Raw genomic sequence first — 26,999 nt, forward strand, 5'->3', positions numbered from 1 at the left:
CCGGGGTTCTACGGGACTGTCAATATGGCAAGACTGGCGATAGGGCAAGGATTTCGAGTCTACTGGCTCAGAGGACATCGACGCCGCCGAGCTCCATCTCGGCCACGGCGTCGTCCAGGTCTTCGGCAATGCCGACCGTCAATCCGCGCAGCACCGTGACGGAGTAGCCGGCCTGGACGGCATCCAGGGCGGTCGCCTTGACGCAGTAGTCCGTGGCGATGCCCACCACCACGATGTCCTCGACGTCGTGGCTCTGCAGCCAGTCGTCCAGTCCGATCGCATCGTCGCTGACTGCGAAATCACCGGCGAAGGAACTCACGGCGTCTTCGGAGTCTCCGGCGCCGGCGCCGGTAACGGGCATGGCGCCGGGCTGGCGGTCCCCGGTGGGGACGTCGTCCTCGGGGGCCAGGAGCCCTTCGAAGCCGGAGTAGGCCGCGGCGAACTGTCCCTTGCGGAAGTACGCCTGGATGTGTTCGGGATCCAGATCGGGATGCAGTTCGGCCCCGCGGGTGCCCGCCACGCAATGCCGCGGCCAGCTGTCCACGAGATCGGGTTCCTCCGAGAAGTGCGCACCCGGATCGATGTGCCAGTCCTGGGTGGCCACGACGTGGTCGAACTGGCCGTGGTGGGCGTCGACGTACTCGCTGATTTCCCCGGCCAGGCTTGCCCCGCCGGGGACGGCCAGGGCACCGCCCTCACAGAAATCGTTCTGGACGTCAACAATGATCAGGGCGCGGGACATTCAGTCCTCCTCGTAGATGGTGGGGATGGCCGCCTCGCCGCGCTGGAGCCGGTTGACCACCGCGGGAAGCTCCCGCATGGTCTCCGCGTGGCGGCGGCGCGCGCGCTGGACCCCCTCGGGCCCGGTCCACCCGGGCAGAAGCTCGCCGTTCTTGACGAACTGCTGCAGCAGGGGACGGTCGTTGCCGTCGTCCTCCGGGTGATGGCCGACGCCGACGATTTCCGCCGTGGCGGTCCCGCGCTCGTTGAGCTTGCGCAGCGCGTACTTCCGGCCGCCCTTGCTGGCTTTGTTCTTGGCGGCCTTGGCGACGGAGATGAAATCGCCGGCGTCGTCGGTGCGGCTGACGAGCTTGTAGACCATGCTCGCCGTCGGGGCCCCGGAACCGGTCACGAGCGAGGTGCCCACGCCGTAGGAGTCCACCGGCGCGGAGGCCAGGGCCGCGATCGCGAATTCGTCGAGGTCTGAGGTCACCACGATCTTGGTGTGGTCGTTGCCGAGCTCGTCAAGCAGCTGGCGCACCCACTGGGCCTGGGCCACGAGGTCGCCCGAGTCCAGCCGGACCGCGCCCAGCTTGTCGCCGGCGAGGTCGACGGCGGTGCGGACGGCCGTTTCGACGTCGTAGGTGTCCACCAGCAGGGACGTGTCCGGCCCAAAGGCGGCAATCTGCGCCTCGAAGGCTTCCCGCTCGGTGTCATGGAGGAGGGTGAAGGAATGGGCGGCCGTGCCCACGGTCTTCAGCCCGTAGCGCAATCCGGCCTCCAGGTTCGAGGTGCTGTCGAACCCGGCGATGACCGCGGCCCGGGCGGCGGCGGCCGCCGATTCCTCGTGCGTCCGGCGCGATCCCATCTCGATGCACGGGCGGGTTCCGGCCGCGGAGATCATCCGGGAGGCGGCCGAGGCGATGGCGCAGTCGTGGTTGAGCACGGAGAGCAGGTAGGTCTCCAGGATGCAGGCCTCGGCGAACGTGGCCTCCACGATCAGCACGGGGGAGTTCGGGAAGTACGCCTCACCCTCCGGATAGCCCCAGATGTCGCCGGAAAAGCTGTAGCCGGCCAGGTACTCCAGTGTCTGGTCGTTGACCACTTTGGTCCGGCGCAGGAAGTCCAGTTCCGGCTCGCCGAAGCGGAAGTTCGCGATCCCCTCCAGCAGGCGGCCGGTGCCCGCCACGATCCCGTAGCGGCGCCCGTCCGGGAGCCGCCGGGCGAAGGCCTCGAAGACCGATTTGCGGTGGGCTGCGCCGGACTGCAGGGCACCCTGCAGCATGGTCAGCTCGTAATGGTCGGTGTACAGGGACGTGCGGGGACGGTCCCAGCCAGCGGAGGTACTCACAAATTCACTCTAGTGTGCATCCCCATAGAATGGACAGATGACCCTCAGCGTTGCGCTCGGCCCCGACACACGGGAGAGCACCCAGACCGGAACAGTGACGTCCGGCGACGTCCTGACCGCCCCGGACGTCCCCTGGAACCTCGTGATCTGGAACGATCCCGTGAACCTGATGAGCTACGTGAGCTATGTGTTCCGCAGCTATTTCGGCTACTCGGAGGCCAAGGCCAACAAGCTCATGATGGAGGTCCACAAGAAGGGCCGCTCGATCGTGGCGCACGGCAGCAAGGAACAGGTGGAGCAGCACGCCGTCGCCATGCATGGCTACGGCCTCTGGGCGACGGTGGAAAAAGCCACGGGCGGCAACGCGGGCGGTTCCGGCAAAGGCAAGGGAAAACGTGGCTAAGGCATTCAAGTACGGGCTCAAGGGCATCAAAGGCTATCTGGAGCCGGCCGAGCGGGAACTGCTGCGCAGCCTTTTCGACGACGTCATCTCCATGCTGGAGCCGGAGCAGCGCGCCAACGAGGACCCGCTGGCGGCCCTGGTGGGCCTGGACACTGAAGCCCGCGAGCCGTCGGACCGCGCCATGCGGCGGCTGTTGCCGAACGTGATGAAGAACGACGACGACGCCTCCCTGGAGTTCCGCCGGTACACCGAGCGCTCGCTGCGCGAAAGCAAGATCGGCGCGCTGAAGGCGGCCGCCCTGAGCCTGGACCGGGAGAACCTCGTCCTGACCCCGGACGACGCGCGGCACTGGGCCACCGCGCTCAACGATGTCCGGCTGGTGCTGGCCGAACGCCTGGACATCCGTGACGACGCCGACGCCGACAATGTCCACCTCATGCAGGACTGGGCCCAGGCCGAGGACGTGGAAAGCTACCTGGCCCTGGTGTACAACTTCACCACGTGGCTGCAGGAGTCGCTGGTCCAGGCCATGGTGCACTCGCTCGATGCCCGGCGCTGAGCGCGGGCGTGTGACCCATGAGACACGAGTTGCACACCACAATGTCATGGCCGCCCCGCAGGCGTTGTCCTATCCTCGAATAATCATGACTTCAGCATCAAATACGGATCCGGCAGCGGCTGCCGCGGACTCCCCAGCGAGCAGCACCCCCACTGGCCCCACGGGACCCGCACCGGCATCAGAGCTGGCGTCGCGCCCCATCGGCGTCTTCGACTCCGGCGTCGGCGGCCTCACGGTGGCCAGGTCGATCATCGACCAGCTGCCCAACGAATCCATCCTGTACGTCGGTGACACTGCGCACGGCCCCTACGGGCCCCTTCCCATCGCCGAAGTCCGGGCCAATGCCCTGGGCGTCATGGACGAGCTCGTGGATTCCGGCGTGAAGCTGCTGACCATTGCCTGCAACTCCGCGTCCGCCGCCGTGCTGCGTGACGCCCGCGAACGGTACACGGCCCGGTACGGGATCCCCGTGATCGAGGTGATCCAGCCGGCCGTGCGGCGTGCCGTCGCGGCAACCCGGACGGGCCGGGTGGGCGTGATCGGGACCTCGGCCACGGTGGGCTCGCGCGCCTACGATGACACCTTCGCCGCGGCCCCGGACCTGGAGATCACGTCCGTCGCCTGCCCCGCGTTCGTACCGTACGTGGAGGCCGGGATCACCACCGGACCGGAACTGCTCGCCGTCGCGCGGGACTACCTGGCACCGCTCATTGCCGCCGGGGTGGACACCGTGGTGCTCGGCTGCACCCACTACCCTCTGCTCACCGGCGTGATCTCCTTCGTCATGGGCGAGGACGTCACGCTGGTTTCCAGCGCCGAGGAGACGGCCAAGGACGTCTACCGGGCCTTGGCCTCCCGGGGCCTGGAGCGCACGGACGCCGCGGCGCCGGAGCACAATTTCATCGCCACCGGCGACGCCGCCCAGTTTGAGCACCTCGCCCGGCGTTTCCTGGGCCCCGAGGTCCTCAGTGTCCGCCACGTGGACCACGTCGCGGCGCAGTACCCCACCGGCAGCCTCGCCCGGATCACCCCGGAGATGATCGCCGCCGCCCGGGCCGGCGCGGGCCGGCCGCGGATCTCGAACTTCGTGGGCGGATCCGCGGGCGGGGGACCACTGCTGTGAAGCTGACCATCGTGGGCTGTACCGGCTCCTTCCCGGGGCCGGGTTCGCCGGCGTCGTGCTATCTGCTGACCGCCAACGACGGCGAGCGGAACTGGAAGATCGTCCTGGACCTCGGCAGCGGGGCGCTCGGCGCCATCCAGCGCTACACGGACCTGGAGGACATTGACGCGATCTTCCTCACCCACCTGCACCCGGACCACTGCATGGACCTGTGCGGGCTCCATGTTGCCGTGCGCTGGAAGCCGGGCGGCTGGGGACGGGGCAGGATTCCGGTGTGGGGGCCCGCCGCGACGGCAGACCGGATGGCCACGGCCTACGGGCTGGACCTGGACCCGGGCATGCACGAGGAATTCGACTTCGGCAACTGGTCCGAGCGCAAGCCGGTGAGCGTCGGCCCGTTCACGGTGACGCCCTACGCGGTGAACCATCCCGTCGAGGAGGCCTACGCCCTTCGCGTGGAGGTCACCGAGCCTGCCAAGGACGGCACGCCCGTGACCCGCATCCTGAGCTACTCCGGGGACACGGACTCCTGCGCGGGCCTGGAGGACGCCGCGCGGGACGCCGACCTCTTCCTGTGCGAGGCGGCGTTCGAGGAAGGCCGCGACGACGCGATCAAGGACGTGCACCTGACGGGCAAACGGGCGGGGGAGGCCGCCGTCGCCGCCGGCGCGCGCCGGCTGCTGCTGACGCACATTCCCGTCTGGACGTCGCCGACCACCGTCATGGCCGAGGCCAAGGAGATCTTCGGCAAGGACGTGGCCGTCGCCGTCGCGGGTGTGCACTACACCGTCTAGCTGAACTGCCCGGGCCGGACCGGGTGAGTCGATAAGCTAAAGGCATGACTTCCCAAGCTCCCAGTGTCCCCGTCATCCGCGCCGACGGCCGTACCCCCGACCAGCTGCGCCCGATCAGCATCACGCGCGGCTGGTCCAAGCAGGCCGAGGGGTCGGCCCTGATCGAGTTCGGCAACACCCGGGTCCTGTGCACAGCCTCCCTGACCGAAGGCGTGCCGCGCTGGCTCAAGGGCGAGGGCCGCGGCTGGGTCACGGCCGAGTACGCCATGCTGCCCCGGGCCACGAACACCCGGTCCGACCGCGAGTCGGTCAAGGGCAAAATCGGCGGCCGCACCCACGAGATCTCCCGGCTGATCGGCCGCTCGCTGCGCTCCATCATCGACACCAAGGCCCTCGGCGAGATGACGATCGTGCTGGACTGCGATGTCCTGCAGGCCGACGGCGGCACGCGCACCGCGGCGATCACCGGCGCCTATGTGGCACTGGCCGACGCCATCCGGTTCGCCCGCGAGAAGAAGATGATCGCCCGCAACGCCCAGCCCCTGGTCGATACGATCGCCGCGGTGTCCGTCGGCATCATCGACGGCGTCCCGATGCTCGACCTGCCCTACGTCGAAGACGTGCGCGCCGAGACCGACATGAACGTCGTGGTGACCGGCTCCGGAAAGTTCGTGGAAGTCCAGGGCACCGCCGAGGGCGCACCCTTTGACCGCGACGAGCTTAACAAGCTGCTGGACCTGGCGCTGCTGGGCACGGAGCAGCTCGCCGCGATCCAGCGCGACACCCTGGCGGAGGCCCCGTGACGGAGGCGCCCTTCGCAGGCCAGCCGGAAGCCGATAGCCCGGGCCCGCGGCTCGTCCTCGCCACGCACAACCAAGGCAAGCTCCGGGAACTCCGTGAGCTGCTGCGCGGCCAGGTTCCCGGGCTCGACGTCGACACGCAGGTGGTGGATGCCGGCGCCGTCGGCGCCCCCGACGTCGCCGAGACCGGCGTGACCTTCGCCGAAAACTCGCTGCTCAAGGCCCGGGCGGTGGCACAGGCCACGGGCCTTGTGGCGATCGCCGACGACTCCGGACTAGCCGTGGACGTCCTCGGTGGCGCGCCCGGGATTTTCTCGGCGCGCTGGTCCGGCCGGCACGGCGACGACGCCGCGAACCTGCAGCTGCTGCTCGCCCAGCTGGCCGACGTGCCGGAGGAGTACCGCGGGGCCGCGTTCGTCTGCGCCGCGGCGCTGGCGGTGCCCGGGTCCTCGCCCGACGGCGGCCGGGAAGTCGTGGAATACGGGCAGCTCGAAGGGACACTCCTGCGGGAGCCGCGCGGGGAGGGCGGCTTTGGCTATGACCCCGTCCTGCAGCCGAGCGGTCTGGACCGCAGCTGCGCCGAGCTCAGCTCCGAGGAAAAGAACGCCATCAGCCACCGGGGCCATGCGTTCCGGGCGCTCCTGCCGGCCATCGTCGAGGCCCTGGCCGGGAAGTAGCCGGCCCACGCCGGCCAGACGGACATACCGGCCAGGCCGGGCAGGACGAAGGAAGGCGCCCCACACCGTGGGGCGCCTTCCTTAGTTAACGGCTGCAGTTGACTGCTGCGTCTACTGCGGCACTGCGCTAGGGGGTCCGGCGCTCTTCTTCCGGCTCGTGCTCCTCGATGAATTCGTCCACGACGCCGGTGCCGTATTTCTCAGCCTGGCGCTTGGCGATCATGCCGCGGACCACCTCGATGCCGATCGGGATCACGGAGACCAGCACGATGGCGATGAAGATGATGTCCAGGTTGTCCTTGACCCACGGGACCTTGTCCCCGAGCAGGTAGCCGAGGAGCGTGACGCCGCCGCCCCACAGCACCGCGCCGATCACGTTGTAGGTAAAGAACTTCCGCTTGCTCATCTGCGCGACGCCCACGATCACCGGGACGAAGGTGCGGATAATCGGAACGAACCGGGCCAGAATCAGGGCCTTGCCGCCGTGCTTTTCGAAGAAGGCATGCGCGCTTTCCACGTTTTCACGCTTGAACAGCTTGGAATCGGGCTTGTTGAACAGGGCAGGTCCGGCCTTGGACCCGATCAGGTAGCCCACCTGGTTGCCGATGATCGCGGCGACGATGATGAGCGCGGTCAGGACCCAGATGTTGACCTGAATGGTGCCGGTGGCCACGAGCAGACCGGCCGTGAACAGCATGGAGTCGCCGGGCAGGAAGAAGCCGATCAGCAGCCCGGTCTCGGCAAAGATGATGCCGCAGATCAGCAGGACCACCCACGGCGCGAACGCGGGATTCGCCAGGAAAACCTGCGGGTTGAGCCAGTCGGGCAGGAAGGAGGCCATCTGCGGCTGGACGGGGCCGGCGCCGCCAAGGGCGGACACGGCGAGGTCGCTCATTGCTAGTACGTTCACCCGTTAAGGGTACTTGACGGCCGTCGGCGGGCCCCGGCGGGCCGGTCCGGTGCGGGGGTGCCGCCCGCGGACGGTAAAGTTGGGCCGTGGCTTTGGACTTTACGGCGATCGACTTTGAGACTGCGAACGGCTTTCGCGGTTCGCCGTGCGCTGTCGGCCTGAGCAAGGTCCGGGGCGGCGTCGTCGTCGAGGAAGCCTCATGGCTCATGCGGCCGCCGGAAAACCATGACACCTTTGACCACCACAACGTGCGGATCCACGGCATCAGGCCGGACCAGGTGGCGGGACTGCCCCGGTTCGGGGAGCTGTTCCCGGAGATCGGCGCGTTCATCGGCGGCGACGTGCTGGCGGCGCACAATGCAGCGTTCGATCTGGGCGTGATCCGCTCCGGCCTGGAGGTGTCCGGGCTGTCCGGACCCGCCTACGACTACGTCTGCACGGTGATGTTGTCCCGGCGCTGCTACTCCCTGGTGTCCAATTCGCTGCCCTACGCCGCCGAGGAGGCCGGCGTCCCGTTGCTCAACCACCACGATGCCGCCGAGGACGCCCGCGCCTGTGCCGGCATCCTGATCGACATCGCCGCCCGCAACGGGGCAGCAAGCATCGCGGAACTCTACCTGTCCCTCGGCCTGGCCGTGTCGCACCAGCCGGCGTTCGACCCCCGGCGCGACCCGCTGTCCAAGGCCACCCTGGCCGCGATGGAGGCGCTCGCGGGGGGAACCGCCGGCTCGCCCCCGGGCCGTCGGTTCGTGGCCGGGTGGCCGGAGGAAGGCCCCAACCCGGCCCCCAACGCCGCCGCCAGCCCCGACCACCCGCTGTTCGGCCAGACCGTCGTGTTCACCGGCGAACTGGCAATTCCCCGCCCCGAAGCCAAGGCCCGTTCCGCAGAGCTTGGCGCCAGGCCTGAAAGCCGGGTCACAGCCCGTACCACCGTCCTGGTGGTGGGCGACGGGTTTGTGGCCGCGGACCTGCGCTCCGGCCGGCTGACCGGCAAGGCGCGCCGCGTCCTGGAACTTCACGAACGCGGGCAACGCATCGAGGTCCTGTCCGAGGGCGAATTCCTGCAGATGGTCGGCGGACACCTTGCCGCCGCACCTGCCTGACCTGGCCTGCCTGACCCTGGTGCTGCCTGACTTGGGCCTGCCTGAAGCGGCAGTCACACGGCGCAACAATCATTCCCCCCACGGCGCGCCCGCCCATAGCCTTGGCGGATGAGCAAACCCACGGATGCACAGGCCTCCACAGCGCCGGCTGCGTCAACGCCGTCGGACTCAGCGCCGTCGACGGGCGGCATCGACTGGCGGCGGGTGTTCGCGTTTCCGAACCCGGTGAACGAGTACGCCGCCCGCATCACCGCGGCCCTGGTGGTGGCGCTGTCCGCCGTGACCCTGATGACCGGTTTCGGCTGGGGGCTCGCCGTCATCGCGGCCGGGTTCTGGCTGCGCGTGCTGTTTGGCCCCCGGATCTCGCCCCTGGCCCAGCTCTCGGTCAAGGTCCTGACGCCCCGTCTCGGGCGGACTCGCCTCGTTCCCGGTCCGCCCAAGCGGTTCGCCCAAGGCATCGGCGCCGCCGTGTCGACGGCGGCTGCGGTGCTGCTGGCTGCCGGCCTCGCTCCCGCGGCGTGGGTGCTGCTCGCCGTGCTGATAGCCGCCGCGTCCCTTGAAGCGTTCGCCGGGTTCTGCCTCGGCTGCACCATCTTCGGCTTCCTGCAGCGCCGCGGGCTCATCCCCGCCGACGTCTGCGAAGCCTGCAACAACATCTCGCTCCGCGGCGCCTAAGATCCGGGGCGCTTAGGTCCGGGGAGCGTGGGTTCCGCCGAAGCTGTGAGCCGGTGACGGACATGTCCTGAGGATGCCGCGGCCGGGGATGGGCATGACCTGACGATGCCGCAGCCGGGGATGGGCATGTCCTGAGGAAGCCGCAGCCGGGGATGGACATGTCCTTCGCAGCGAGGGAGACCGCACATGCCCGGGGGGTGCGTCGCAGGGAGGAACGGACGTGTCCTTGGGAGGCTCTGACGGGTGGACATAGTGGCAATATGTCCAGTCCCCGCGTCAGGGGATGGGCATGTCCTGAGGATGCCGCAGCCGGGGATGGACATGTCCTTCGCAGCGAGGGCGACTGGGCATGCCCTGGGGTACGTTGCAGGGAGGGGCGGACATGTCCTTGGGAGGATCTGACCGGTGGACATAGCGGCAATATGTCCAGTCCCCGAGGCCAGGGATGGGCATGTCCTGAGGAAGCCGCGGCCGGGGACGGACATGTCCCCTTCGCAGCGAGGGCGACTGGGCAGGTCCTCGTTACGCGGCAATGGCCGATGGACATGTTCATGGCACTCGGCCACGACTGGGCATGTCCTGAGGATGCAGTAGCCGGGGAAGGACATGTCCATCGCAGCGGGGTCGAACGGGGTATGTCCCGCGGCCAAGCCGAGGCCGCGGCTCCCGAGCGCAGCCTGCTGCGCTGCGCGAATGCCGAAGGCCCGACGCCTGGCACACAGGAGCCCTGCTGACAGTTGCCCGCCGAAGCTATGCGCCGGTGACGGTGGCCAGCTTCGAGGCCATGCCCCGGATGACCTCCGGCGCCTGAAGCGCCGCCAGCCAGTCTGCCGGCAGGCACCGCTCGCCGTAGAACGCGCCCAGGATGTTCCCGGCGATCGACGCCGTAGAATCGCTGTCCCCGCTGTGGTTCACCGCCACCGCGATTGCGGCACGGAAATGGGCCTGGGCGGGGTCGGCCCCGGCACGGACGGCGTCCGCAGTCCCTGTTTCTGTCCCGGTTCCTGGGGCGGTGGCCAGCACGGCGTAGAGGGCGACGGCGAGGGCTTCCTCGGCCACCCACCCCTCGCCGAGTTCGCCCACCAGGTCCTCGGGGCTGAGCACGTCTCCGCCGCCGAGCGCGTCTCCGGCCAGCCGCAGGGCCGCCTCCAGCCGCGCCACCACATCCGGATCCGGATTTTCGCCCTTGCGCAGGACGCCGCCGAGCAGCTGCCCGAGGGCCGCTTCCGCCGCCTCGCGCAGCCCGTGGCCGGAGGACAGGGCGTGGATGAGAAGGCTGAAAACTCCGGCGCTCTGCCGTGCCGCGGGGTGCCCGTGGGTCAGGGACGCGGCATCGGCGCTGAGCTTATAGACCGTTTCCGCTTCGAGGTGGGGGATCAGGCCGAACGGCGCCGACCGCATCACGCTGCCGCAGCCCTTCGAATCCGGATTGACCGGCCGCTTCACGGTACCCATCTCGCCCGTGGCCAGTCCGCTCAGGCACGCGTTGCCGGGTGAGCGCCGGCTCTTCAGGACATCCTGGGCATCGATCCAGCGCGGCGGCTGGAACGGGGCCGACGCCGGCACGGCGACGCCCTGGGTTCCCAGCCAGCGCAGGTACGCGAGCCACAGGCATGCGTTGATGTCCGCCGCCACGCCGTCGTTAGCCCATTCCAGTGCCTCGAGGAGGCCGTCAGCGGTGTACAGCGTCATTTGCGTGTCGTCCGAAAAGGGGCTGCCGGCGTCGAGCGCGGAAAAATCCTGCAGGCCCGCGGGGCCGAACCGGGCGCGGATGGCGGAAATGCTGTCGAACTCGACGGCGTAGCCCAGCGAATCTCCGAGCGCGCCACCCAGCAGGCAGCCGTGGATGCGCGAGCCGTGGGCAGGGGAGTGTGGCTGGCCGGGTGTTGGGGCGGGTGCGGGGCTGGTCCCGGGCTCGGTGCTCATGCCCTCAAATTTACCCGGCGCTGCACCGCACTTCGCAATGCCGCCGCCCCAGCCGGGGACTTAGCGCCGGTGACTTGAGGCTGGGCGGCGGCGGATGCGGAACGCCGGTAGGGTGCTGGTAGGACCCGTCCAGCGGTCAGACGAGGCAACCGCCGGCGCGTATCGCCGGGCAGCGGAGGAAACGAATGCGCGAACCAGCGTGGCGGAAGACCGGGACCACCCCCGACTACAGGTTCTCCCTGGCCAACGAGCGGACGTTCCTGGCCTGGATCCGCACGTCCCTGGCCCTCATTGCCGGAGCCCTTGCGATCGACCAGCTGGCCCCGGAGATCGCGCCCGGCCCCGTGCGGATCGTGTTGTGCGTCATCCTCGCGTTCCTGGGCGCGGGCCTGGCCGCCCTGTCCTACCACCGGTGGGGGCTCATGGAGGCCGCCATGCGGAACAACAGGGAGCTGCCGTTCTCCGGGGTGATGCTGGTGATGACCATCGGCGTCGCGGCTGCGGCACTGGTGTTCGCGGTCCTCATCCTGGTGGCGCGGTGAGACCAGATGCAGTCCGGGACCCCGGGCTGCAGCCCGAGCGGACGTCCCTGGCCTGGCGCCGGACATTGCTGGCCCTGATCGTGGCGGACCTTTTGGTCTGGCGCAGCTGGGCGCTCGCAGGGTCCCGGGGCGGGGCTGCGGGTCCTATTGATTTCCTTGGCCTCTGCGCCCTGGCCGCAATGGCCGCGACGCTGGTCCTGGGTGTGTGCGTGCTGGTCCGCGGGCGGGAGCTCCGGCGGTCCAACGCTGCGCCGCCGGCGCCGCTGCTGCGCTGGGCCGCCGCCGCCGTCGTGGTTCTGGCCGCCAGCGCCGTGGCCGCGCTCGCCCTGGGGCGCTGAGCTGGGGCACTGAACTGGGGCGCTGAACTGGCACTGAGCTGAGGCACTGAATCGCGGGCCGGAACGGGCACCCAGCCGGAATCCAGCCAACATCCAGATTGCGCTGGCAGACTGCTGGCGGACCCAATCTCCAGGCGGCCGAGGCCGCACCCGGACCACGAACCCGGCGGCGGTCCAGCGACGCCGCAACTGCAGCCCTGGGCGCGCCGCCAGCAAAGGAATCCTGACCATGACCCTGCTTGTGCCAGCCCCCGAGAACGTTGGCGTCCAGCCACCGGCCGCCAGCGATGTCACGCCCCGGCCCGGGCTCGTGGCCCGGCTGTCCGCCGAGGCCCTGGGGACCCTGATCGTCGTGGTTGCAGGCCTGGGCGTGCCGCTCTTCACCATCCCGCAGTCAAGCCCGCTGCCCGCCGCCCTGGCTGCCGGCCTCGCCCTGACGGCGGCGATGCTGGCCGTGGGCTACGTCTCCGGCGGCCACTTTAACCCCGCCGTCACCGTCGGCAATGCCATCGCCGGCCGGATCCGGCTTGCCGACGCCGCCGCCTACATCGGCGCGCAGCTTGTGGGCGCCCTGCTCGGGGCCGTCGCCCTGTTCGGCGTCCTGCGCACCGTGCCGACCATCGACGACTCCCAGGCCGCGTTCACCACGGTGGCCGCCGGATTCGGTGAGCACTCGATCATCCAGGTGCCCATGGCCGGGGTCCTGCTCGTGGAGGTCCTCGGCATGGCCCTGCTCGTGGCCATCTTCCTTGCCACCACAGCCCACAGGAATCCGGCCAGGGCGGCGGCGCCCTTCGCGGTCGGCCTGACGACGGCGATGCTCCTGCAGTTGGGCCAGGCCCTCGGCAATGTGCCGTTCAACCCGGCCCGGGCAACGGCGTCGGCCATCTTCAGCGGCCCGGATGCGCTCGGGCAGCTGTGGCTGTTCTGGGTGGCACCGGTGGTCGGTGCGGCCATCGCCGGGCTGGTTTTCCGCGGCTTCGTCCAGGCCAGTGTCCAGGCGGCCCGGACCACTGACCAGGCCACTGGTGCGGTCACTGCCCCGACCGACGGAAAGCTCACGGACGCCGATGTGGATGGCGCCGGCTTCGATGACGCTGAGCTGGCCGACGTCACCGCCACCACCGCGTCTGCTTCGGCCGCCCCCGCCGGCAACGACGAGGCCCGCAGCTTCTTCGACCGCAAGGGTGGGAAGTAGCCCCTGCTGACTACTTTTAACCTCCGTCACACCTCCGGGGTGGTGGCGCAAGAGTGTCGGTGGCAGCCGATACCGTAGGAATATGCGGTTATTGCACACCTCCGACTGGCACTTGGGCCGGTCCTTCCACGGCGTCGGCATGCTGGATGCCCAGCGCGCCTTCATCGATCAGCTCGTGGCCTTTGTCCGGGAAGAGAGCGTCGACGTCGTCCTCATCGCCGGGGACGTCTATGACCGCGCTCTGCCGGGCGTCGACGTCGTCGGCCTGCTGGATGACGCCCTGGTGCGCCTCACCGGGGCCGGCGCCGAAGTTGTGCTGACCAGCGGCAACCACGACTCCGCCATCAGGCTGGGATTTGCCTCGCGGCTGCTTGAGCGCGGGGGAGTGCATTTGCGCACACGGCTGAACGAACTGGACGTTCCCGTACTCTTTCCGCTCGGGGACGACGCCGGGAACGAGGCAGCGCCGGTGCTCGCCATTTACGGGATCCCCTGGCTGGAGCCCCGGCTGGTCGCCGAGCAGCTGGGCGTCGAGACCGCGAGCCACTTCGAGGTCACCCGCGCCGCCACCGAACGGATCCGTGCCGACGTGCGGCACCGGAGCCAGACCCGGACTGTGCATTCGGTGGTCCTGGCGCACACCTTCGCCAGCGGCGGCATCAGCTCCGACAGCGAACGGGATCTGAGTATCGGCGGCGTCGGCGCAGTCCCGCTGGATCTCTTCGACGGCTTTGGCTACACGGCACTGGGCCACCTGCACGGCCGGCAGGAGCTCTCCCCGGCGGTGCGCTACTCCGGCTCGCCGCTGGCGTACTCCTTCTCGGAAGCGAAGCACCGGAAGGGCAGCTGGCTCGTGGAGGTCGACGCCGAGGGAATCGGCGGCGTGCGCGAGGTGCTCTGGGACGCGCCCCGGACCCTCGCCGTGCTCCGCGGGAAGCTGGATGAGCTCCTGGAGTCGGAGGACTTCGCGTGGGCCGAGGCCGCCTATTGCCAGATCACGCTGACGGACGAGGCCCGCCCGGCCCAGGCGATGGACCGCCTGCGGGCACGGTTCCCCGACACCCTGGTGCTCGGCTTCGACCCCGATGGCCCCGGCGCGGCGCCCAAAGCCAGCTACAGCAGCCGGCTTGCCGAAGCCGAGGACGACCTCTCCGTCTGCTGCGGATTCCTCGACCACGTCCGGGGCCGGCCCGCGTCCGACGCCGAAGCCGCCGTTCTCGCCGAGGCGCTCGACGCCGTGCGCCTGGAAGGGGTGTCCCTGTGAGGATCCATCGCCTGGAGATTTCCGCCTTCGGCCCGTTTGCCGGCACGGAACGGATCGACTTCGACCGCCTGAGCGCACACGGGCTGTTCCTGCTGAACGGCGCCACCGGCGCGGGCAAGACCAGCGTGCTGGACGCCATCTGTTTCGCCCTCTACGGATCGGTTCCCGGGGTCCGGCAGGACGGCAAGCGGCTGCGCAGCGACCACGCGGAGGCCGCCGCCGAGCCGCGCGTCACCTGCGAATTCTCGGCCAAGGGCCGGCACTTTGAAGTCTCCCGCTCGCCCGCGTGGGACAAGCCCAGTGCCCGGGGCAGGAACGGCTTCACGGTCCAACAGGCCAACACGCTGCTGCGCGAACGCATCGACGGCGCGTGGGTGGAGAAATCCGGCCGGAATGATGAGGCCGGAGCGGAGATCGCCGACGTCCTGGGCATGAACCGGGACCAGTTCACGCGCGTGGTCATGTTACCGCAGGGGGACTTCGCGGCGTTCCTGCGCTCCAAGGCGTCCGACCGTCTGGAGTTGCTGCAGAGCCTTTTCGGCACCCAGCGCTTTGAAGCCGTGGAACAGGAACTGTCCCGGCGGGCGCAGACTGCCAAGGCCGAGGTCGCCAACCTCAACGCGAAGCTGGACCTGCTGCTGGCGCAGGCGGAGTCCGAAACCGCGGCGCTCGAACTCGACCCCGACGGCGCCCCCGGCCGGGACGAGCCGGATGCCCTGTTGGCCTGGCTCGACAACGCCGCAACAACCGCAGCGGAGGGACGCCGCAGCGACGCCGCGGCAGCCGAGAAGCAGGCCGCCGACCATGCGTCCCTGCTGGAGGCGGCGAACGCGCGGGCGAACCGCCACGCCAAACTTGCCGCCGCGGAACAGCGGCGGATTGAAGCCGACGCCGCCGCCCCCGTCCTGGCGGGCAAAGCCGTCACACTGGGACTGCACCGCCAGGCCGAGATGCTCGGCGGCCAGTTGCAGGCAGTCGAAAGCGCCGCGGCAGCCGAGGACCTGGCAGGAACGGCCCTGCTGGCGGCCGAGCGGCAGCTGCGGTCCGCGGCCGCCACAGACCCGGAGCTCGCCGGGCAGGACCTCCTCGCCGCCGGCGCCCGAGGCGACGACGACGGCGCTGGCGACGATGGCGCTGGCGACGACGCCGTCCGGGCGGGCAAAGCCGTCCAGTTGGACAGCGCGGCCGTCCGCAGCACCCTCGCCCGGCTGCGGTCCCTGCATGCCGTGCTCACCGAACGCCTGCCCGACGAAGCCCGGTTCCTCGGGCTCACTGACCGCGGCAGCCGGCTGCGCCTGCAGTTGCAGGAGCTGGAATCCGGACGGCTGGCCGGCGCCGCCGCACTGGACACCCTGCGCACAGAGTCGGCGGCCCTGTCCGCCGGACTCCGTCCCCTCGAGGAGCTGGCCGCCGAAGTCCAGTTGCGCACCAAGGAAGCCACGGCAGCGGATGAACTCGTGACCATCGTTGGCCGCTTCCTGGCCGCCGAGGCCGAGTGCACGGCAATTGCCGAACAGCACGCCGCGGCCCGCAACGCGCACCAGGACCGGAGGCAGCAATGGCTGGACCTCCGCGAGCAACGGCTCACGAACGCCGCCGCCGAGCTCGCCACCCAGCTCCTGGCCGGAGTTCCATGTCCGGTCTGCGGCAGCCCTGAACACCCGGCACCCGCCCCCGCGGCAGCCTCCGCCCTGGCCGTCGCCGAGGCCGAGAAAGCCGCGCAACTGGCCAGCGACATGGCTGAAGAAGCCGTCGCTGCCTTTGGGCGCGAGCTCGCCGAGGCCCAACAGAACGTCGCCGTCCTGGCCGCCCAGGGCGGCAACACACCTGCGGGGGAAGCCCGTGAGGAGGCAGCCTTGGCCCGGGAGCGGGCTGATGACGCCGTCCGCGCTGCCACGGACCTTGCTGCCAGCCGGGCCCGGATGGCAGAACTCGAAGCGGCGATCGCCGACGCGGAGCGGGCGCAGGCCGACGCCGCCTCCGGCATCGCGCAGACGCAATCGACGATCGCCGAAATCGACGAGCAGGCACGGGCCCTCGAGCACACCCTGGACAAGCTGCGCGCCGGCCACGCGAGCCTCGAACAGCGGATCGCCGCCCTGACAGCAACAACAGCGGTCCTGGAGCACGCCGACGCCGCACAGTCGGCCCACGAACAGGCCGCCGCCCGCACCGCGGAGGCACGCCGGCGCCTTGAAGAAGCCCTCCCCGGGGCCGGTTTCAGCACCGAGACCGCGGCGCGGAAAGCACTGCTGCCAACGCCGGTGGCAACAAGTCTCGAAACGGCCATCCGGGCCGGACAGGATGAAGCCGCCAGGATCCAGGAACTGTTCGCCGGCGAGGACCTGGCGCTGGCAGCAGCCGAGCGGGCCGCCGGGGACATCGTCAGCGACGCCGCCCTCGACGAGCTCAGGACCGGGTCGGCGGCGGCTGAACGCAAAGCCCGGGAAGCCGTGCTTGCGGCCGGGCTGGCGGAAAACTCGCTCCGGACCCTCGGGCGCATCGCCGCAGACTACGCGGACCTCGCCGCCGCGGGAAGGGAACCGCGGGACCGGGCCGCGATGCTCACCGCCGTCGCCGACGCGGCCAAGGGCGGCGGAGACAACACCTACCGCATGAGCCTGAACAGCTACGTCCTCGCCGCCCGGCTCGAACAGGTGGCCGTCGCTGCCTCCGAACGCCTGATCGGCATGAGCGATGGCCGCTACACGCTGCAGCACACCGACGCCAAGGCAGCACGCGGCGCGAAGTCCGGCCTTGGCCTGGAAGTCGTGGACGAGTGGACCGGCCAGCGCCGGGACACCGCCACCCTCTCCGGCGGCGAGTCCTTCATGGCCTCACTGGCGCTGGCCCTTGGACTGGCGGACGTCGTGCAGCATGAGTCCGGCGGCGTGGACATCGAGACTCTCTTCGTGGATGAGGGCTTCGGCAGCCTCGACGAACAGGCGCTGGAACAAGTCATGGACGCCCTCGAAGGCCTCCGCGACGGCGGCCGGGTGGTGGGGCTCGTGAGCCATGTCGCCGAAATGAAGCAGCGCATCGGCACCCAGCTCCAGGTGGTCAAGGGCCGCAGCGGCTCCACCCTGCACATCAGCGACGACACCCGGGTCTGAGACCATCCCGGGGGCCCGGGCCTGAGCCCGTTCCGGGGCCCGCTCTGGGCCCCGGCCCGGGGCCTGGTCCCCGGGGCGGCCATTCCGGGATCAGGTATCATTGATCTGTTACCGGGTCGCGCGCATCGGGAGGAGGGACGATGCGCACTATTTTGAACGAACCCGGAAACCATGAACCCTTCACCGTCTTCTTTGGCGTCTACTCTTGACGCCCCACTTTCGACCGACGCTCTGCCGGCCGCCCCACTTTCGACCGACGCTCTGCCGGCCGCCGCACTTTCGACCGACGCCCTGCCTACCCCGGCGCCCGCCAAGGGCGGCCGCTTCGCGCGGCTGCCGATGCTCGCCGGCCGCAGCTTCATCCCCTTGGGGCTCTTCGCCCGACTGCCGCTGGCCATGCTCACCGTCGGCGCCCTGACTTTAGCCACTGCTGTCACCGGCTCTTACGCGGTCGGAGGGGCAGTGGCCGGCGCCGTCGGCATCGGCTCGGCGCTGGGCGCTCCCGTCCTGGGCGCAAGTGCGGATCGGCTGGGCCAGCGACCCGTGTTGCTGTTTACCGCAATCCTCAACGCTGTGGCAGTCGTCGCCCTGATCATCGCGGCCTACCTGATCCCCAGCGGATCAGCTCCCGGAACCATCATTCCTGTCCTTGTGATTGCGTTCGTGGCCGGAGTCAGTTGCCCGCAGGTCGGCTCCCTGGCCCGGGTCCGCTGGATGGCACTGACGTCCCGGGGCGGGACTAAAGCCGACGCCACGGATCTGGACACGGCACTCTCCTACGAAAGCACTGCCGACGAGTTGACCTTCGTCCTCGGGCCGGCGCTCGTCGGAATCCTTGCCAGCCTCATCGCGCCCTGGCTTCCGCTGGCCCTCGCCGCTGCCCTGACCATCACCCTGGTTCCGGCCTTCGCCGTGCACCCCACCCACCAGGCGGTGGTCCGGACTCCGGCACGCACCTCGGCGGTGTCGGCCCTCGAGAAGCAGCGCCGCGCCGCCATGCCGGTCGCGCAACGCGTTCGGACCTTCGCCGCCGTTGCCCTCCCCGTGCTGGCGATGGCCTGCATGGGCGCATTCTTTGGCTCCACGCAGGCGTCCCTGAGTTCCTTCTCGGCCAGTTTCGCCACCTCCGAACTCATGGGGTTGTTGTACGCCGTGATGGGCCTGAGCTCCGCAGCGGCCGCTCTCTCGGTTGCCTACTGGCCCCGGCGGTTTACCCTCAACGCCCGCTGGATCGCGTGTGCGGCCCTCATGGCCGGCTTCGCATCACTGCTGCTGCTGCCCTCGACGGCGTTGCCCATGGTCCTTGTGCTGCTGGTTCTGGGCCTGCCGGTGGGGCCGCTCATGGTGACGGTCTTCGCTGTGGGAGGACTAGTCGCCCCCGCCGGCAAGCTCGGCACGGTCATGACGGCCCTTGCCAGCGGTATTATCGCTGGACACGCACTCGGATCGTCCGTCGCCGGACAGCTGGCGCAGAACTTCGGGTATTCGACGGCGTTCCTGGTCCCGGTGTGCGCCGCCACGGCGCTGTTCCTGCTGGGAACGGCCGCCGCCGTCGTACTGCGGCAACGCGGGAAGAAGCCGGTACAGGCCGACTAACCCCGCTAACCCGCCGTTGCGCTATCACTTTTGGTCCCCAAAACGGCGCCAGGAGGACATCTACTGATTGGGCATCGGAGGAAACGGGCGACGGCAGTGCACACGCTTAGCCCAGCTGCGCCTCGATGCGACGCGCCGCCTCGGTCAGGGCCGCGGCGACCTCGTCCGGATCCTGCGCTGCGCGGATATAGACGACGGCGAGGGCGGCCGGCCGGCCGCCCGGCACGCGCAGCGGCACCGCAATCGAGGACACGCCGGGGATCACCTCGTCATGGCTGGCGGCGAAGCCGCGGCGCCGGGCCTCGGCCGCTTCGGGCCGGTACGGGATGCCCGGGACCAGGGCCCGCCAGTCCTGCTCCGGGAAGGCGGACTGGATCGCAATGCCCGGCGCCCCTGCGCTGATGGGGTGCCGAGACCCCGGGTGCTGCACCACCGCGGCGCCGCTGTGCCGCGGATCCACCGTCACCAGCGTCACGCACTCCTCCCGGTCCCAGACCGCCACGAAGGCGCTCATGGTCAGGGTGTTGGCCAGCAGGGTCAGTTCCGGCAACGCCGCCGACTGCAGGTTCCGGGAGACCCCGCGGGCCAGGACCGCGAGGCCCGGGCCGGGCTGGACGCGCCCGCCGTCGTCACGGACCAGCAGCGAGTGGTCCTCGAGGGTGCGCAGGATCCGGTAGGCCACGGAGCGGTGGACGCCCATGGCATCGGCGAGCTCGGCAATGGTCAGCGGCTGCTGGGCCTCGGCGAGGATCTCCAGCGCCCTGATGCCGCGGGACAGCGTCTGGGACGGGGAAGCCTGGGCGGTGCCGGCGTTCGGGGTCATGGGGTCCATCCTAGGGGCGGGGTCGCTGGACGCCGGGTGCGCCGGGCAACCCTTGTGTTCCGGCTCATGGTCCGCTAGCGTTCTATATGGGAACTGTTTGTTCGATTATAGAACACGATTATAGAACACAGCTGATCGAAAGCACACCCACACCACAGCCGGGGAAAACGCAACGAACGCAAGGGATCAATGATGATTGCCACGCCGCGCGGCCACGCCGGGGGTGCCCAGGGCCCCCTGTCGGCGCCGCGGGCCAACCACTTCCGGGGCAGCCTCGGCAGGTTTGCCACCGGCGTCGCGATCGTGACCTTCGACGGTGCCACGAAGCGCCACGGCATCACCGTGAACTCCTTCACTTCGGTCTCGATGGACCCCCCGCTGGTGCTGGTGAGCATCTCCCGCACGGCCAGGGCCCACGACGAGCTCGCCGGCCGGCCCTTCACCGTGAATATCCTCGGCGCCGAGCAGCGGTACCTGGCCATGCACTTCGCCGGCCGCCCCGGCCCCGAGCCGCTGTGGGTGGAAGGGAAGACCGCGCCGCGGCTGTCCAACGTCCTCGCCTATTTCGAATGCAAACCCTGGGCGGCATACGACGGCGGAGACCACACCCTGTATGTCGGCGAGGTGGTGGACTTCAACTACCGCAACGGCGATGCCCTGGCCTTCGCCAACAGCACTTTTACCACCATCCCGGAAAGCCAGCTTGGCATGGAGGATCTGCTCTAGCGCCGCACCGCATCCCTTCCCGGCATTTCAGCTCAACGACGACTGGAGGAAGACCGTGGGTATCCGTACCGGACGGCAGTACCTGGACAAGCTCAACGCCATGACCCCGCACGTGGTGATCGACGGCGAGGTGGTCAGCGAGAAGATCGCCGAGCACCCGGCCTTCCGCAATGTGGCCCGCTCCTACGCCAAGCTCTTCGACATGCAGCATGATCCGCAGTATCAGGACGCGCTCACTTACGTCTCACCCAGCACCGGGGACCGGGTCAATGCCTCCTTCCTGGTGCCGAGGTCCATCGAGGACCTCCAGCGGCGGCGCCGCGCCATCTCCACCTGGGCCGAGTCTTCCAACGGCTTCCTTGGCCGCTCCGGGGACTATATGAACTCCGCGCTGACCGCGCTGGGCACGGCAGGGAAGTGGTTCTCGCAGGCGGACCCGAAGTTCGGCGACAACATCCGCAACTACTACGAGTGGGCCCGGGAAAACGACGTCCTCGCCACGCACACCCTCATCCCGCCGCAGGTCAACCGCTCGGTCTCCGGTTCGGAGCAGCTCGGCGGCCAGCTCTCGGCCCGGATCGTGGAGGAGCGCGGGGACGGGATCGTCATCCAGGGCGCGCGCATGCTCGCCACCATCGCCCCGATCGCCGACGAATTGCTCGTCTTCCCGTCCACGGTCCTGCGGGGCACCCCGGAAGACGCGCCCTATTCCTACGCGTTCGCCATCCCCAACGATGCCCCGGGCCTGCGCTACCTCTGCCGCACCTCGCTGTACAACGGCGGGAGCACCCACGACGAGCCGCTGGCCTCCCGCTATGAGGAAATGGACGCCGTCGCGGTTTTTGACCACGTCTTCGTGCCCAACGAGCGCATCTTCATGCTCGGCCACCCGCAACTGTGCAACAGCTTCTACACCGAGACCGGCGCCGGCGCGCTCATGACCCATCAGGTGGTCACCCGCACCGTCGCCAAGAGCGAGTTCTTCCTGGGCCTGGCCTCGGAACTGGCCGAATCGATCGGCATCGACGGATTCCAGCACATCCAGGAGGACATCGCCGAACTGATTATCGACGTCGAAATCGGCAAGGCGCTGGTCCGCGCGTCCGAGGCCGACGCCGGGCTCAACGACGCCGGCGTCATGCTGCCGAAGTGGACCACCCTGAACGCTGCCCGCAACTGGTACCCGAAGATCGCCCAGCGCTTCCCGCAGATCATCCGGAAGTTCTCGGCGTCGGGCCTCATGGCCCTGCCGGGGGAGGCGGACGTCAACAGCGAGGCCCGGGAGGACATCGAGCTGTACCTGCAGGGCAAGACCCTGACCGGCCCCGAGCGGGTCCGGCTGTTCAAGCTGGCCTTCGACGCCTCGATCTCCGGGTTTTCCGGGCGCCAGTCGCTCTACGAGTACTTCTTCTTCGGAGACCCCGTCCGCATGGCCGGCGCCCTGGTCAACACCTACGACCGCGAGCCGGTCCGGGCCAGGGTCAGAGAGCTGCTCAACCGCTCTGACTGACCCGAGGAAAACACTCCCCGGAAATATGTGTGCCTTATCACATCTTTCATAGTAGTATCAGGATACTAACTGACCGTTCGATCAGTAATCCACGAGGCATCAGTTATCCACTTCGCACCCACCCCGGGCAGTACCTCTGCCCCCAGCAACGGAGTTCCAATGACCGTAACTTCATCCGTAGATTCTGAGGCGGGTCCCAGCAGCAAACACGAGGAACGCAAGGTCCTCGCCGGGACACTGGTCGGCACCACCATCGAGTGGTACGACTTCTTCATTTTTGCCCAGCTGACCGCAACGCTGCTGTCGCCGCTGTTCCTCGCCCCGCTGAACGCCTCCAACCCGGGCCTGGCGCAGATCCTGTCCTTCGCCCTCATCGGCATCAGCTTCCTCTTCCGCCCGCTCGGCGCGATCGTCGCCGGCCACCTGGGAGACCGCCTCGGCCGCAAGGCCATGCTGGTCTTCACCCTGATCATGATGGGTGCCGCCACGGCCCTGATCGGCATGCTGCCCACCTACGCGCAGATCGGCGTCTGGGCCCCGATCCTGCTGATCCTGCTCCGCGTCATCCAGGGCTTCTCCGCCGGCGGTGAATGGGGCGGTGCTGCCCTGATGGCCGTGGAGCACGCTCCCAAGAGCAGGCGCGGCCTCTTCGGCGCCTACCCGCAGATCGGCGTTCCGGTCGGCATGATCCTGGCCACCGGCCTGCTGTACTTCCTCAACACCTCCATGTCCAAGGAAGACTTCGCGGCCTGGGGCTGGCGTGTGCCGTTCCTGCTCTCCATCGTGCTGATCATCGTCGGCTACCTGATCCGCCGGGCGGTCGCCGAGAGCCCCGTCTTCAAGGAGATGCAGGACCGCAAGGAAGAAAGCAAGGCGCCCCTGGGCGAGCTGCTCCGCAAGCACAAGAAGGCCGTCCTCTACTCGACGATGATCTTCATCGGCAACAACGCCGCCGGCTACCTGCTGATTGCCTTCTTCATCTCCTACGCCACCAAGACGCTGAAGATGCCCACCCCGCAGATCCTGCTCGCCACCACGCTGGCCTCCTTCGGCTGGCTGATCTTCACCCTGGTCGGCGGCTGGCTCTCGGACAAGATCGGCCGCGTCAAGACCTTCCTGATCGGCTACGGCATCGTCTTCGCCTGGATGATCCCGATGTTCGCGCTGATTGACACCAAGAACATCGTGCTCTACGGCGTCGCGCTGTTCGTCCTGACGATCGGCCTGGGCCTGTCCTACGGCCCCATGTCCGCCATGTACGCCGAGATGTTCCCGGCGAACGTGCGCTACTCGGGGATCTCGATCGGCTACGCGTTTGGCGCCATCCTCGGCGGCGCATTCGCGGCCACCATCGCGGAAGTCCTCCTGCAGGGCACCCACTGGACCGGCTCCATCGGCATCTACATCATGGTCCTCTGCGTCATCTCCGCCGTCGGCGTCCTGCTGGCCGGGGAAACGAAGGGCCGCCCGCTCGGCGTCAGCAGCCACCACTAGCCACACACAAACAACGCGGGGTCACTTACGGCCCATCCGGAGCTCCCGGACGGGCCGTAAGTGACCCCGCGTTGCTTTAAGGAAGGCCTAGACGCCCAGGAAGCTGATGGCGCCCTGCTTGAAGGCACGGCTGGTGATGGCGTTGGTGTGGTTGCGGCCCGGCAGCACGAGCTGTTCGACCATGCCGCCGGCCTTGGCGCCGAGGGCGGCGAGTTCCGGCATGGAGGCGGCCCGGTCGTCGTTTTCCCCCGCCACGAGGAGCATCGGCATGTGGGGGACGGCTTCGGCGGGGTCGTACGGCTCGGTCTTGATCGCCTCGACCAGGGACAGCAGCGCGAAGATGTTGTTGCTGGGCAGCAGCATGGCCATTTTCAGCAGCCCGGCAGTCGACTCGTCCGCGATCGGCGTGCCGTCGGCCAGGTACCGCTGCGCGGCGATCAGGTCGAAGTCCGCCAGTGGGTCGGCGACGTTCGGGCCGCCCAGGACCAGCCGGTGCACCAGCTCGTGCTGGGTGGCCCCGAACTCCCAGGCGAGCCGGGACCCCAGCGAATAGCCGATCACGTCGAGCCCGCTGGACGGGTCCCCGTCGCGCAGCGGACGCGCGCCGGCGTCGAACACAATCTGCAGCAGGTCCGCGCGGATCCGGCTGGGGGAGTAGGAGTCCATGTCCTCCGGGGCGCCGCTGCGGCCGTGGCCGGGCAGGTCCACGGTGATGACGCGCCGGCCGGCTTCCAGGAGCGCGGTGAGCCAGCCGCTGTCCTCCCAGTTGAGCTTGGAGGAGGAGGAGAAGCCGTGCAGCAGCAGGACGGGACGGAGCCCGGCGTCGTTCTGGGGCTCGTGCACCTGCACATACAGCTGGGGGTCGGTGCCCTCAACGGTGTGCGAATGCTGTTCGCCGGTGTGTCTGCCGCTCATGCTCTCAGTCCTCATCAAGTACGGCGCTCAGGCGGACCCGGCGCTTAGGTGCCTCTTCCTTCGGGACCGTGCCCACGATGCCGGCGGTGTTGTCCGGCACCTCAAACACAATCAGGGGCTCGCCGACATTGATCTTGTCGCCGGGCCCGCCGTAGATACGCACTACCTTACCTGCCTGCGGGCTGGGCAATTCAACGGCCGACTTGGTGGTTTCGACCTCCACGAGCGGCTGGTTGCGCTCCACCTGCTCGCCCGGGGAAACCAGCCATTCCAGCACGGTGGCCTCGATCAGGCCCTCGCCGAGATCCGGGAGCGGGAAGGAAATTTCAGCCACGTTTGTACTCCAATACTCGCTGGATGCCGAAGAGGATCCGGTCAATGTTCGGGATGTATTCATCTTCCAGGTCGCCCGAGGGATACGGGACGTCGAAGCCGGTGACGCGCTCCACCGGCGCCCTGAGGGTGTCAAAGCAGCTTTGCGTGATCAGCTGCGCCACCTCGGCGCCGAGGCCGGAGGTCAGCGGCGCTTCGTGGACGACGACGGCGCGGCGCGTCCTGCGCACGGAGGCGGCGAGGGCCTCGGCGTCGATCGGCTTGAGCCAGCGCAGGTCCAGGACCTCGATGTCGATCCCGTCCTCGGCCGCGAGCTCGGCCACCTGCAGGCAGCGGGCCACCATGGCGCCCCATGCGACCAGCGTGAGGTGGCGGCCTTCACGCATGACCTTGGCGCCGGTGGGGGAGCCGCCGCCTGCATCGTGCCTGGCGGTGTCTACCTCACCCTTCTGCCAGTACCGCGACTTCGGCTCCATGAAGATCACCGGGTCCGGCCGCGTGGCGGCGTACTTGAGCAGGTGGTAGGCCTCATGCGGGTTCGACGGCGAGACCACCTTCAGGCCCGGCACGTGGGCGAAGAGCGCCTCCAGGCTTTCGCCGTGGTGTTCGGGGGCGCGGATGCCGCCGAAGCTGGGCACCCGCAGGGTGACGGGCATCGGCAGGGTGCCCCGGCTGCGGTAGTTCATCCGGGCGATCTGGCAGACGATCTGGTTGATGGCCGGGTAGGCGAAGCCGTCGAACTGGACCTCGGGAATGGGGTGGAACCCGGCCATCGCCAGGCCCACGGACATGCCCAGGATGCCGGATTCCGCCAGCGGGGTGTCAAAGACGCGCTGCGCGCCGTGCTTGGCCTGGAGTCCGTCGGTGATGCGGAAGACGCCGCCGAGCCGGCCGCAGTCCTCGCCGAAGATCACGGCTTTGGGGTTGTCCGCGAGGACCTCGTCGAGGGCGCGGTTGAGCGCCTGCTGCATCGACATCACCGTGGTGGCGGGCTCGCTTCCGGCCGGGGTGGCGACGGTGTCGTCGGCAGTGCTCTCGCCTGCGGCGTTTGTGCCTTCGAGAATCGAGTTAGACATGTTCGGACTCCTCGCGCCAGTTGGCGGCCTGGGCCTGCAGGGCAGGGGTGGTTTCCTGGAAGACCAGGTCAAACATTTCAGTTCCGGGCCGGGAGCCCAGGGCCTGGATGCCGGTGCGGATCTGCTCCTCTTCGGCCTTGGCCGCGGCCAGCGCGCCGGCGAAGAACGTCTCGTCGGCGATTCCATCGGCCTGCAGCCGCTGCCGGAGCCGCTCGATCGGGTCGGTGCCGGCGCCGTCGCGTTCCTCGTCGAGGGAGCGGTAGCGGCCCGGGTCATCGGACGTGGAATGCGGGCCGCGGCGGTAGGTCATGGCTTCGATGAGCACCGGGCCGTTGCCGGAGCGGGCATGCGCGAAGGCTCGGCGGGTTGCCTCCAGGACCGCGGCGACGTCGTCGCCGTCGATCTTCAGCGCCGGCATCCCGTAACCCGCGGCGCGGGCCGCGACGGAGCCGCCAGCCACCTGCCGTTCGGTGGGGACCGAGATGGCCCAGCCGTTGTTCTGGACGAAGAACACCACCGGCGCCTTCATCACGGCGGCAAAGTTCATCGCCTCGTGCACATCGCCCTGCGAGGAGGCGCCGTCACCGAAGTAGGTCAGGGCGACGCCGTCTTTCCCATCCAGCGTCTGGCCGTGGGCCCAGCCGACGGCGTGCAGGACGGACCCGGCGACGACCGCCTGGATCGGGGCCAGCCGGGATTCCAGCGGGTTGTACAGGCCGCCGTGCCACGTGGCCTTGTGGGTGGACATGTAGGCCACCATGTCCACCCCCATGGTCCGGGCGACGCCCATTTCGCGGTAGGTGGGGAAGACGAAGTCCCGGGTGGTGTCCACGGCGTAGCCGCTGCCCACCTGGGCCGCTTCCTGCCCGAGTTCGGGGGCGTAGCCGGGGATGATGCCTTGCCGCTGCCAGGCGATGGCCGAGGTGTCGAGGTGACGGACGGCCACCATGAGCGAATAGAGCTCGCGGAGTTCGTCGGCTGTGAGCGGCCCGGCAGCGCTGCCGGAAGCCACGGGGAGAAGTGTGTCCAT

At 69.1% G+C, this 26,999-nt stretch carries 26 protein-coding genes; 17 read left to right on the forward strand and 9 right to left on the reverse strand.

Going from position 1 to position 26,999, the window contains the following annotated elements; all coding sequences use genetic code 11:
- Positions 1–67: 67 nt before the first annotated feature.
- A complete protein-coding gene (locus tag C566_RS0117890) occupies positions 68–742 on the reverse strand; it encodes an isochorismatase family protein (protein WP_018775728.1) in 675 nt (224 codons plus the stop codon).
- Positions 743–2,071 (reverse strand): nicotinate phosphoribosyltransferase, encoded by a 1,329-nt coding sequence (locus C566_RS0117895; RefSeq protein WP_018775729.1) that lies wholly within the window; start codon positions 2,069–2,071, stop codon positions 743–745.
- A 37-nt stretch (positions 2,072–2,108) separates the two neighbouring features.
- On the opposite strand from C566_RS0117895, the gene clpS reads away from it, so the two are divergent.
- The 6 genes from clpS to rdgB all read left to right on the forward strand — a co-directional run bounded on the left by clpS (position 2,109) and on the right by rdgB (position 6,427).
- A complete protein-coding gene (clpS, locus tag C566_RS0117900) occupies positions 2,109–2,474 on the forward strand; it encodes an ATP-dependent Clp protease adapter ClpS (protein WP_018775730.1) in 366 nt (121 codons plus the stop codon).
- A complete protein-coding gene (locus C566_RS0117905) occupies positions 2,467–3,033 on the forward strand; it encodes a DUF2017 domain-containing protein (RefSeq protein WP_018775731.1) in 567 nt (188 codons plus the stop codon). The genes clpS and C566_RS0117905 overlap by 8 nt, the downstream gene beginning before the upstream one ends.
- Positions 3,034–3,118: 85 nt before the next feature.
- Entirely contained in the window at positions 3,119–4,156 is a 1,038-nt protein-coding gene (gene murI, locus C566_RS0117910) for a glutamate racemase (RefSeq protein ID WP_018775732.1), read from the forward strand.
- Positions 4,153–4,950, forward strand: a complete 798-nt coding sequence (locus tag C566_RS0117915) for an MBL fold metallo-hydrolase (protein WP_018775733.1) — start codon at positions 4,153–4,155, stop codon at positions 4,948–4,950. Before murI ends, C566_RS0117915 begins: the two co-directional genes overlap by 4 nt.
- A gap of 44 nt (positions 4,951–4,994) precedes the next feature.
- Positions 4,995–5,753, forward strand: coding sequence for a ribonuclease PH (rph, locus tag C566_RS0117920; RefSeq protein WP_018775734.1), 759 nt, complete (start codon positions 4,995–4,997; stop codon positions 5,751–5,753).
- Positions 5,750–6,427: an RdgB/HAM1 family non-canonical purine NTP pyrophosphatase gene (gene rdgB, locus C566_RS0117925; RefSeq protein WP_018775735.1), complete on the forward strand. Its 678-nt coding sequence runs from the start codon at positions 5,750–5,752 to the stop codon at positions 6,425–6,427. The genes rph and rdgB overlap by 4 nt, the downstream gene beginning before the upstream one ends.
- A 127-nt stretch (positions 6,428–6,554) precedes the next feature.
- On the opposite strand, the gene C566_RS0117930 is transcribed toward rdgB, so the two are convergent.
- Positions 6,555–7,322 carry a VTT domain-containing protein gene (locus C566_RS0117930; protein ID WP_018775736.1) on the reverse strand — a complete coding sequence of 256 codons (768 nt, stop codon included), beginning with the start codon at positions 7,320–7,322 and terminating at the stop codon, positions 6,555–6,557.
- 101 nt (positions 7,323–7,423) lie between these two features.
- On the opposite strand from C566_RS0117930, the gene C566_RS0117935 reads away from it, so the two are divergent.
- Together C566_RS0117935 and C566_RS0117940 are read left to right on the forward strand one after the other, a co-directional pair.
- The gene (locus C566_RS0117935; RefSeq protein ID WP_026266822.1) at positions 7,424–8,440 is read left to right on the forward strand and encodes an exonuclease domain-containing protein; all 1,017 of its coding nucleotides are present in this window, start codon (positions 7,424–7,426) and stop codon (positions 8,438–8,440) included.
- A 108-nt stretch (positions 8,441–8,548) separates the two neighbouring features.
- A complete protein-coding gene (locus C566_RS0117940) occupies positions 8,549–9,115 on the forward strand; it encodes a DUF4395 domain-containing protein (protein ID WP_018775738.1) in 567 nt (188 codons plus the stop codon).
- Between the two features lie 750 nt (positions 9,116–9,865).
- On the opposite strand, the gene C566_RS0117945 is transcribed toward C566_RS0117940, so the two are convergent.
- Positions 9,866–11,041: an ADP-ribosylglycohydrolase family protein gene (locus C566_RS0117945; RefSeq protein ID WP_018775739.1), complete on the reverse strand. Its 1,176-nt coding sequence runs from the start codon at positions 11,039–11,041 to the stop codon at positions 9,866–9,868.
- A gap of 185 nt (positions 11,042–11,226) precedes the next feature.
- Here C566_RS0117945 and C566_RS0117950 point away from each other — a divergent pair, with 185 nt between their 5' ends.
- From C566_RS0117950 to C566_RS0117975, 6 genes are all read left to right on the forward strand, one after another.
- Entirely contained in the window at positions 11,227–11,583 is a 357-nt protein-coding gene (locus C566_RS0117950; protein ID WP_018775740.1) for a YidH family protein, read from the forward strand.
- Positions 11,580–11,921, forward strand: a complete 342-nt coding sequence (locus tag C566_RS0117955; RefSeq protein ID WP_081627373.1) for a DUF202 domain-containing protein — start codon at positions 11,580–11,582, stop codon at positions 11,919–11,921. Before C566_RS0117950 ends, C566_RS0117955 begins: the two co-directional genes overlap by 4 nt.
- A 229-nt stretch (positions 11,922–12,150) precedes the next feature.
- Positions 12,151–13,119, forward strand: coding sequence for an MIP/aquaporin family protein (locus C566_RS0117960; RefSeq protein WP_018775742.1), 969 nt, complete (start codon positions 12,151–12,153; stop codon positions 13,117–13,119).
- Between the two features lie 82 nt (positions 13,120–13,201).
- Positions 13,202–14,383 carry an exonuclease SbcCD subunit D gene (locus C566_RS0117965; protein ID WP_026266826.1) on the forward strand — a complete coding sequence of 394 codons (1,182 nt, stop codon included), beginning with the start codon at positions 13,202–13,204 and terminating at the stop codon, positions 14,381–14,383.
- Complete coding sequence (locus C566_RS0117970) at positions 14,380–17,496, forward strand: AAA family ATPase (protein ID WP_018775744.1); 3,117 nt, start codon at positions 14,380–14,382, stop codon at positions 17,494–17,496. The genes C566_RS0117965 and C566_RS0117970 overlap by 4 nt, the downstream gene beginning before the upstream one ends.
- Positions 17,497–17,667: 171 nt before the next feature.
- Positions 17,668–19,092, forward strand: a complete 1,425-nt coding sequence (locus C566_RS0117975; RefSeq protein WP_081627374.1) for an MFS transporter — start codon at positions 17,668–17,670, stop codon at positions 19,090–19,092.
- Positions 19,093–19,198: 106 nt separating this feature from the next.
- Here the strand turns inward: C566_RS0117975 and C566_RS0117980 are convergent, their stop codons facing one another.
- Positions 19,199–19,915 carry an IclR family transcriptional regulator gene (locus C566_RS0117980; protein WP_018775746.1) on the reverse strand — a complete coding sequence of 239 codons (717 nt, stop codon included), beginning with the start codon at positions 19,913–19,915 and terminating at the stop codon, positions 19,199–19,201.
- A gap of 189 nt (positions 19,916–20,104) precedes the next feature.
- On the opposite strand from C566_RS0117980, the gene C566_RS0117985 reads away from it, so the two are divergent.
- The 3 genes from C566_RS0117985 to C566_RS0117995 all read left to right on the forward strand — a co-directional run bounded on the left by C566_RS0117985 (position 20,105) and on the right by C566_RS0117995 (position 23,645).
- Positions 20,105–20,641 (forward strand): flavin reductase family protein, encoded by a 537-nt coding sequence (locus C566_RS0117985; RefSeq protein ID WP_018775747.1) that lies wholly within the window; start codon positions 20,105–20,107, stop codon positions 20,639–20,641.
- A gap of 55 nt (positions 20,642–20,696) precedes the next feature.
- A complete protein-coding gene (hpaB, locus tag C566_RS0117990) occupies positions 20,697–22,151 on the forward strand; it encodes a 4-hydroxyphenylacetate 3-monooxygenase, oxygenase component (protein ID WP_018775748.1) in 1,455 nt (484 codons plus the stop codon).
- 159 nt (positions 22,152–22,310) lie between these two features.
- The gene (locus C566_RS0117995; protein ID WP_018775749.1) at positions 22,311–23,645 is read left to right on the forward strand and encodes an MFS transporter; all 1,335 of its coding nucleotides are present in this window, start codon (positions 22,311–22,313) and stop codon (positions 23,643–23,645) included.
- A gap of 87 nt (positions 23,646–23,732) precedes the next feature.
- Here C566_RS0117995 and C566_RS0118000 read toward each other — a convergent pair whose 3' ends face one another.
- Genes C566_RS0118000 through C566_RS0118015 form a run of 4 tightly spaced genes read right to left on the reverse strand, consistent with a single transcriptional unit; the run spans position 23,733 to position 26,999 of the window.
- Positions 23,733–24,560 carry an alpha/beta fold hydrolase gene (locus C566_RS0118000; protein WP_018775750.1) on the reverse strand — a complete coding sequence of 276 codons (828 nt, stop codon included), beginning with the start codon at positions 24,558–24,560 and terminating at the stop codon, positions 23,733–23,735.
- A gap of 4 nt (positions 24,561–24,564) precedes the next feature.
- On the reverse strand, positions 24,565–24,894 hold the full coding sequence (locus tag C566_RS0118005; RefSeq protein ID WP_018775751.1) for a biotin/lipoyl-containing protein: 330 nt from the start codon (positions 24,892–24,894) through the stop codon (positions 24,565–24,567).
- A complete protein-coding gene (locus C566_RS0118010) occupies positions 24,887–25,969 on the reverse strand; it encodes a transketolase C-terminal domain-containing protein (RefSeq protein ID WP_018775752.1) in 1,083 nt (360 codons plus the stop codon). The genes C566_RS0118005 and C566_RS0118010 overlap by 8 nt, the downstream gene beginning before the upstream one ends.
- The gene (locus C566_RS0118015; RefSeq protein ID WP_051082359.1) at positions 25,962–26,999 is read right to left on the reverse strand and encodes a thiamine pyrophosphate-dependent dehydrogenase E1 component subunit alpha; all 1,038 of its coding nucleotides are present in this window, start codon (positions 26,997–26,999) and stop codon (positions 25,962–25,964) included. The genes C566_RS0118010 and C566_RS0118015 overlap by 8 nt, the downstream gene beginning before the upstream one ends.

The organism is Arthrobacter sp. 131MFCol6.1, assembly GCF_000374925.1.
GTDB lineage: Bacteria > Actinomycetota > Actinomycetes > Actinomycetales > Micrococcaceae > Arthrobacter.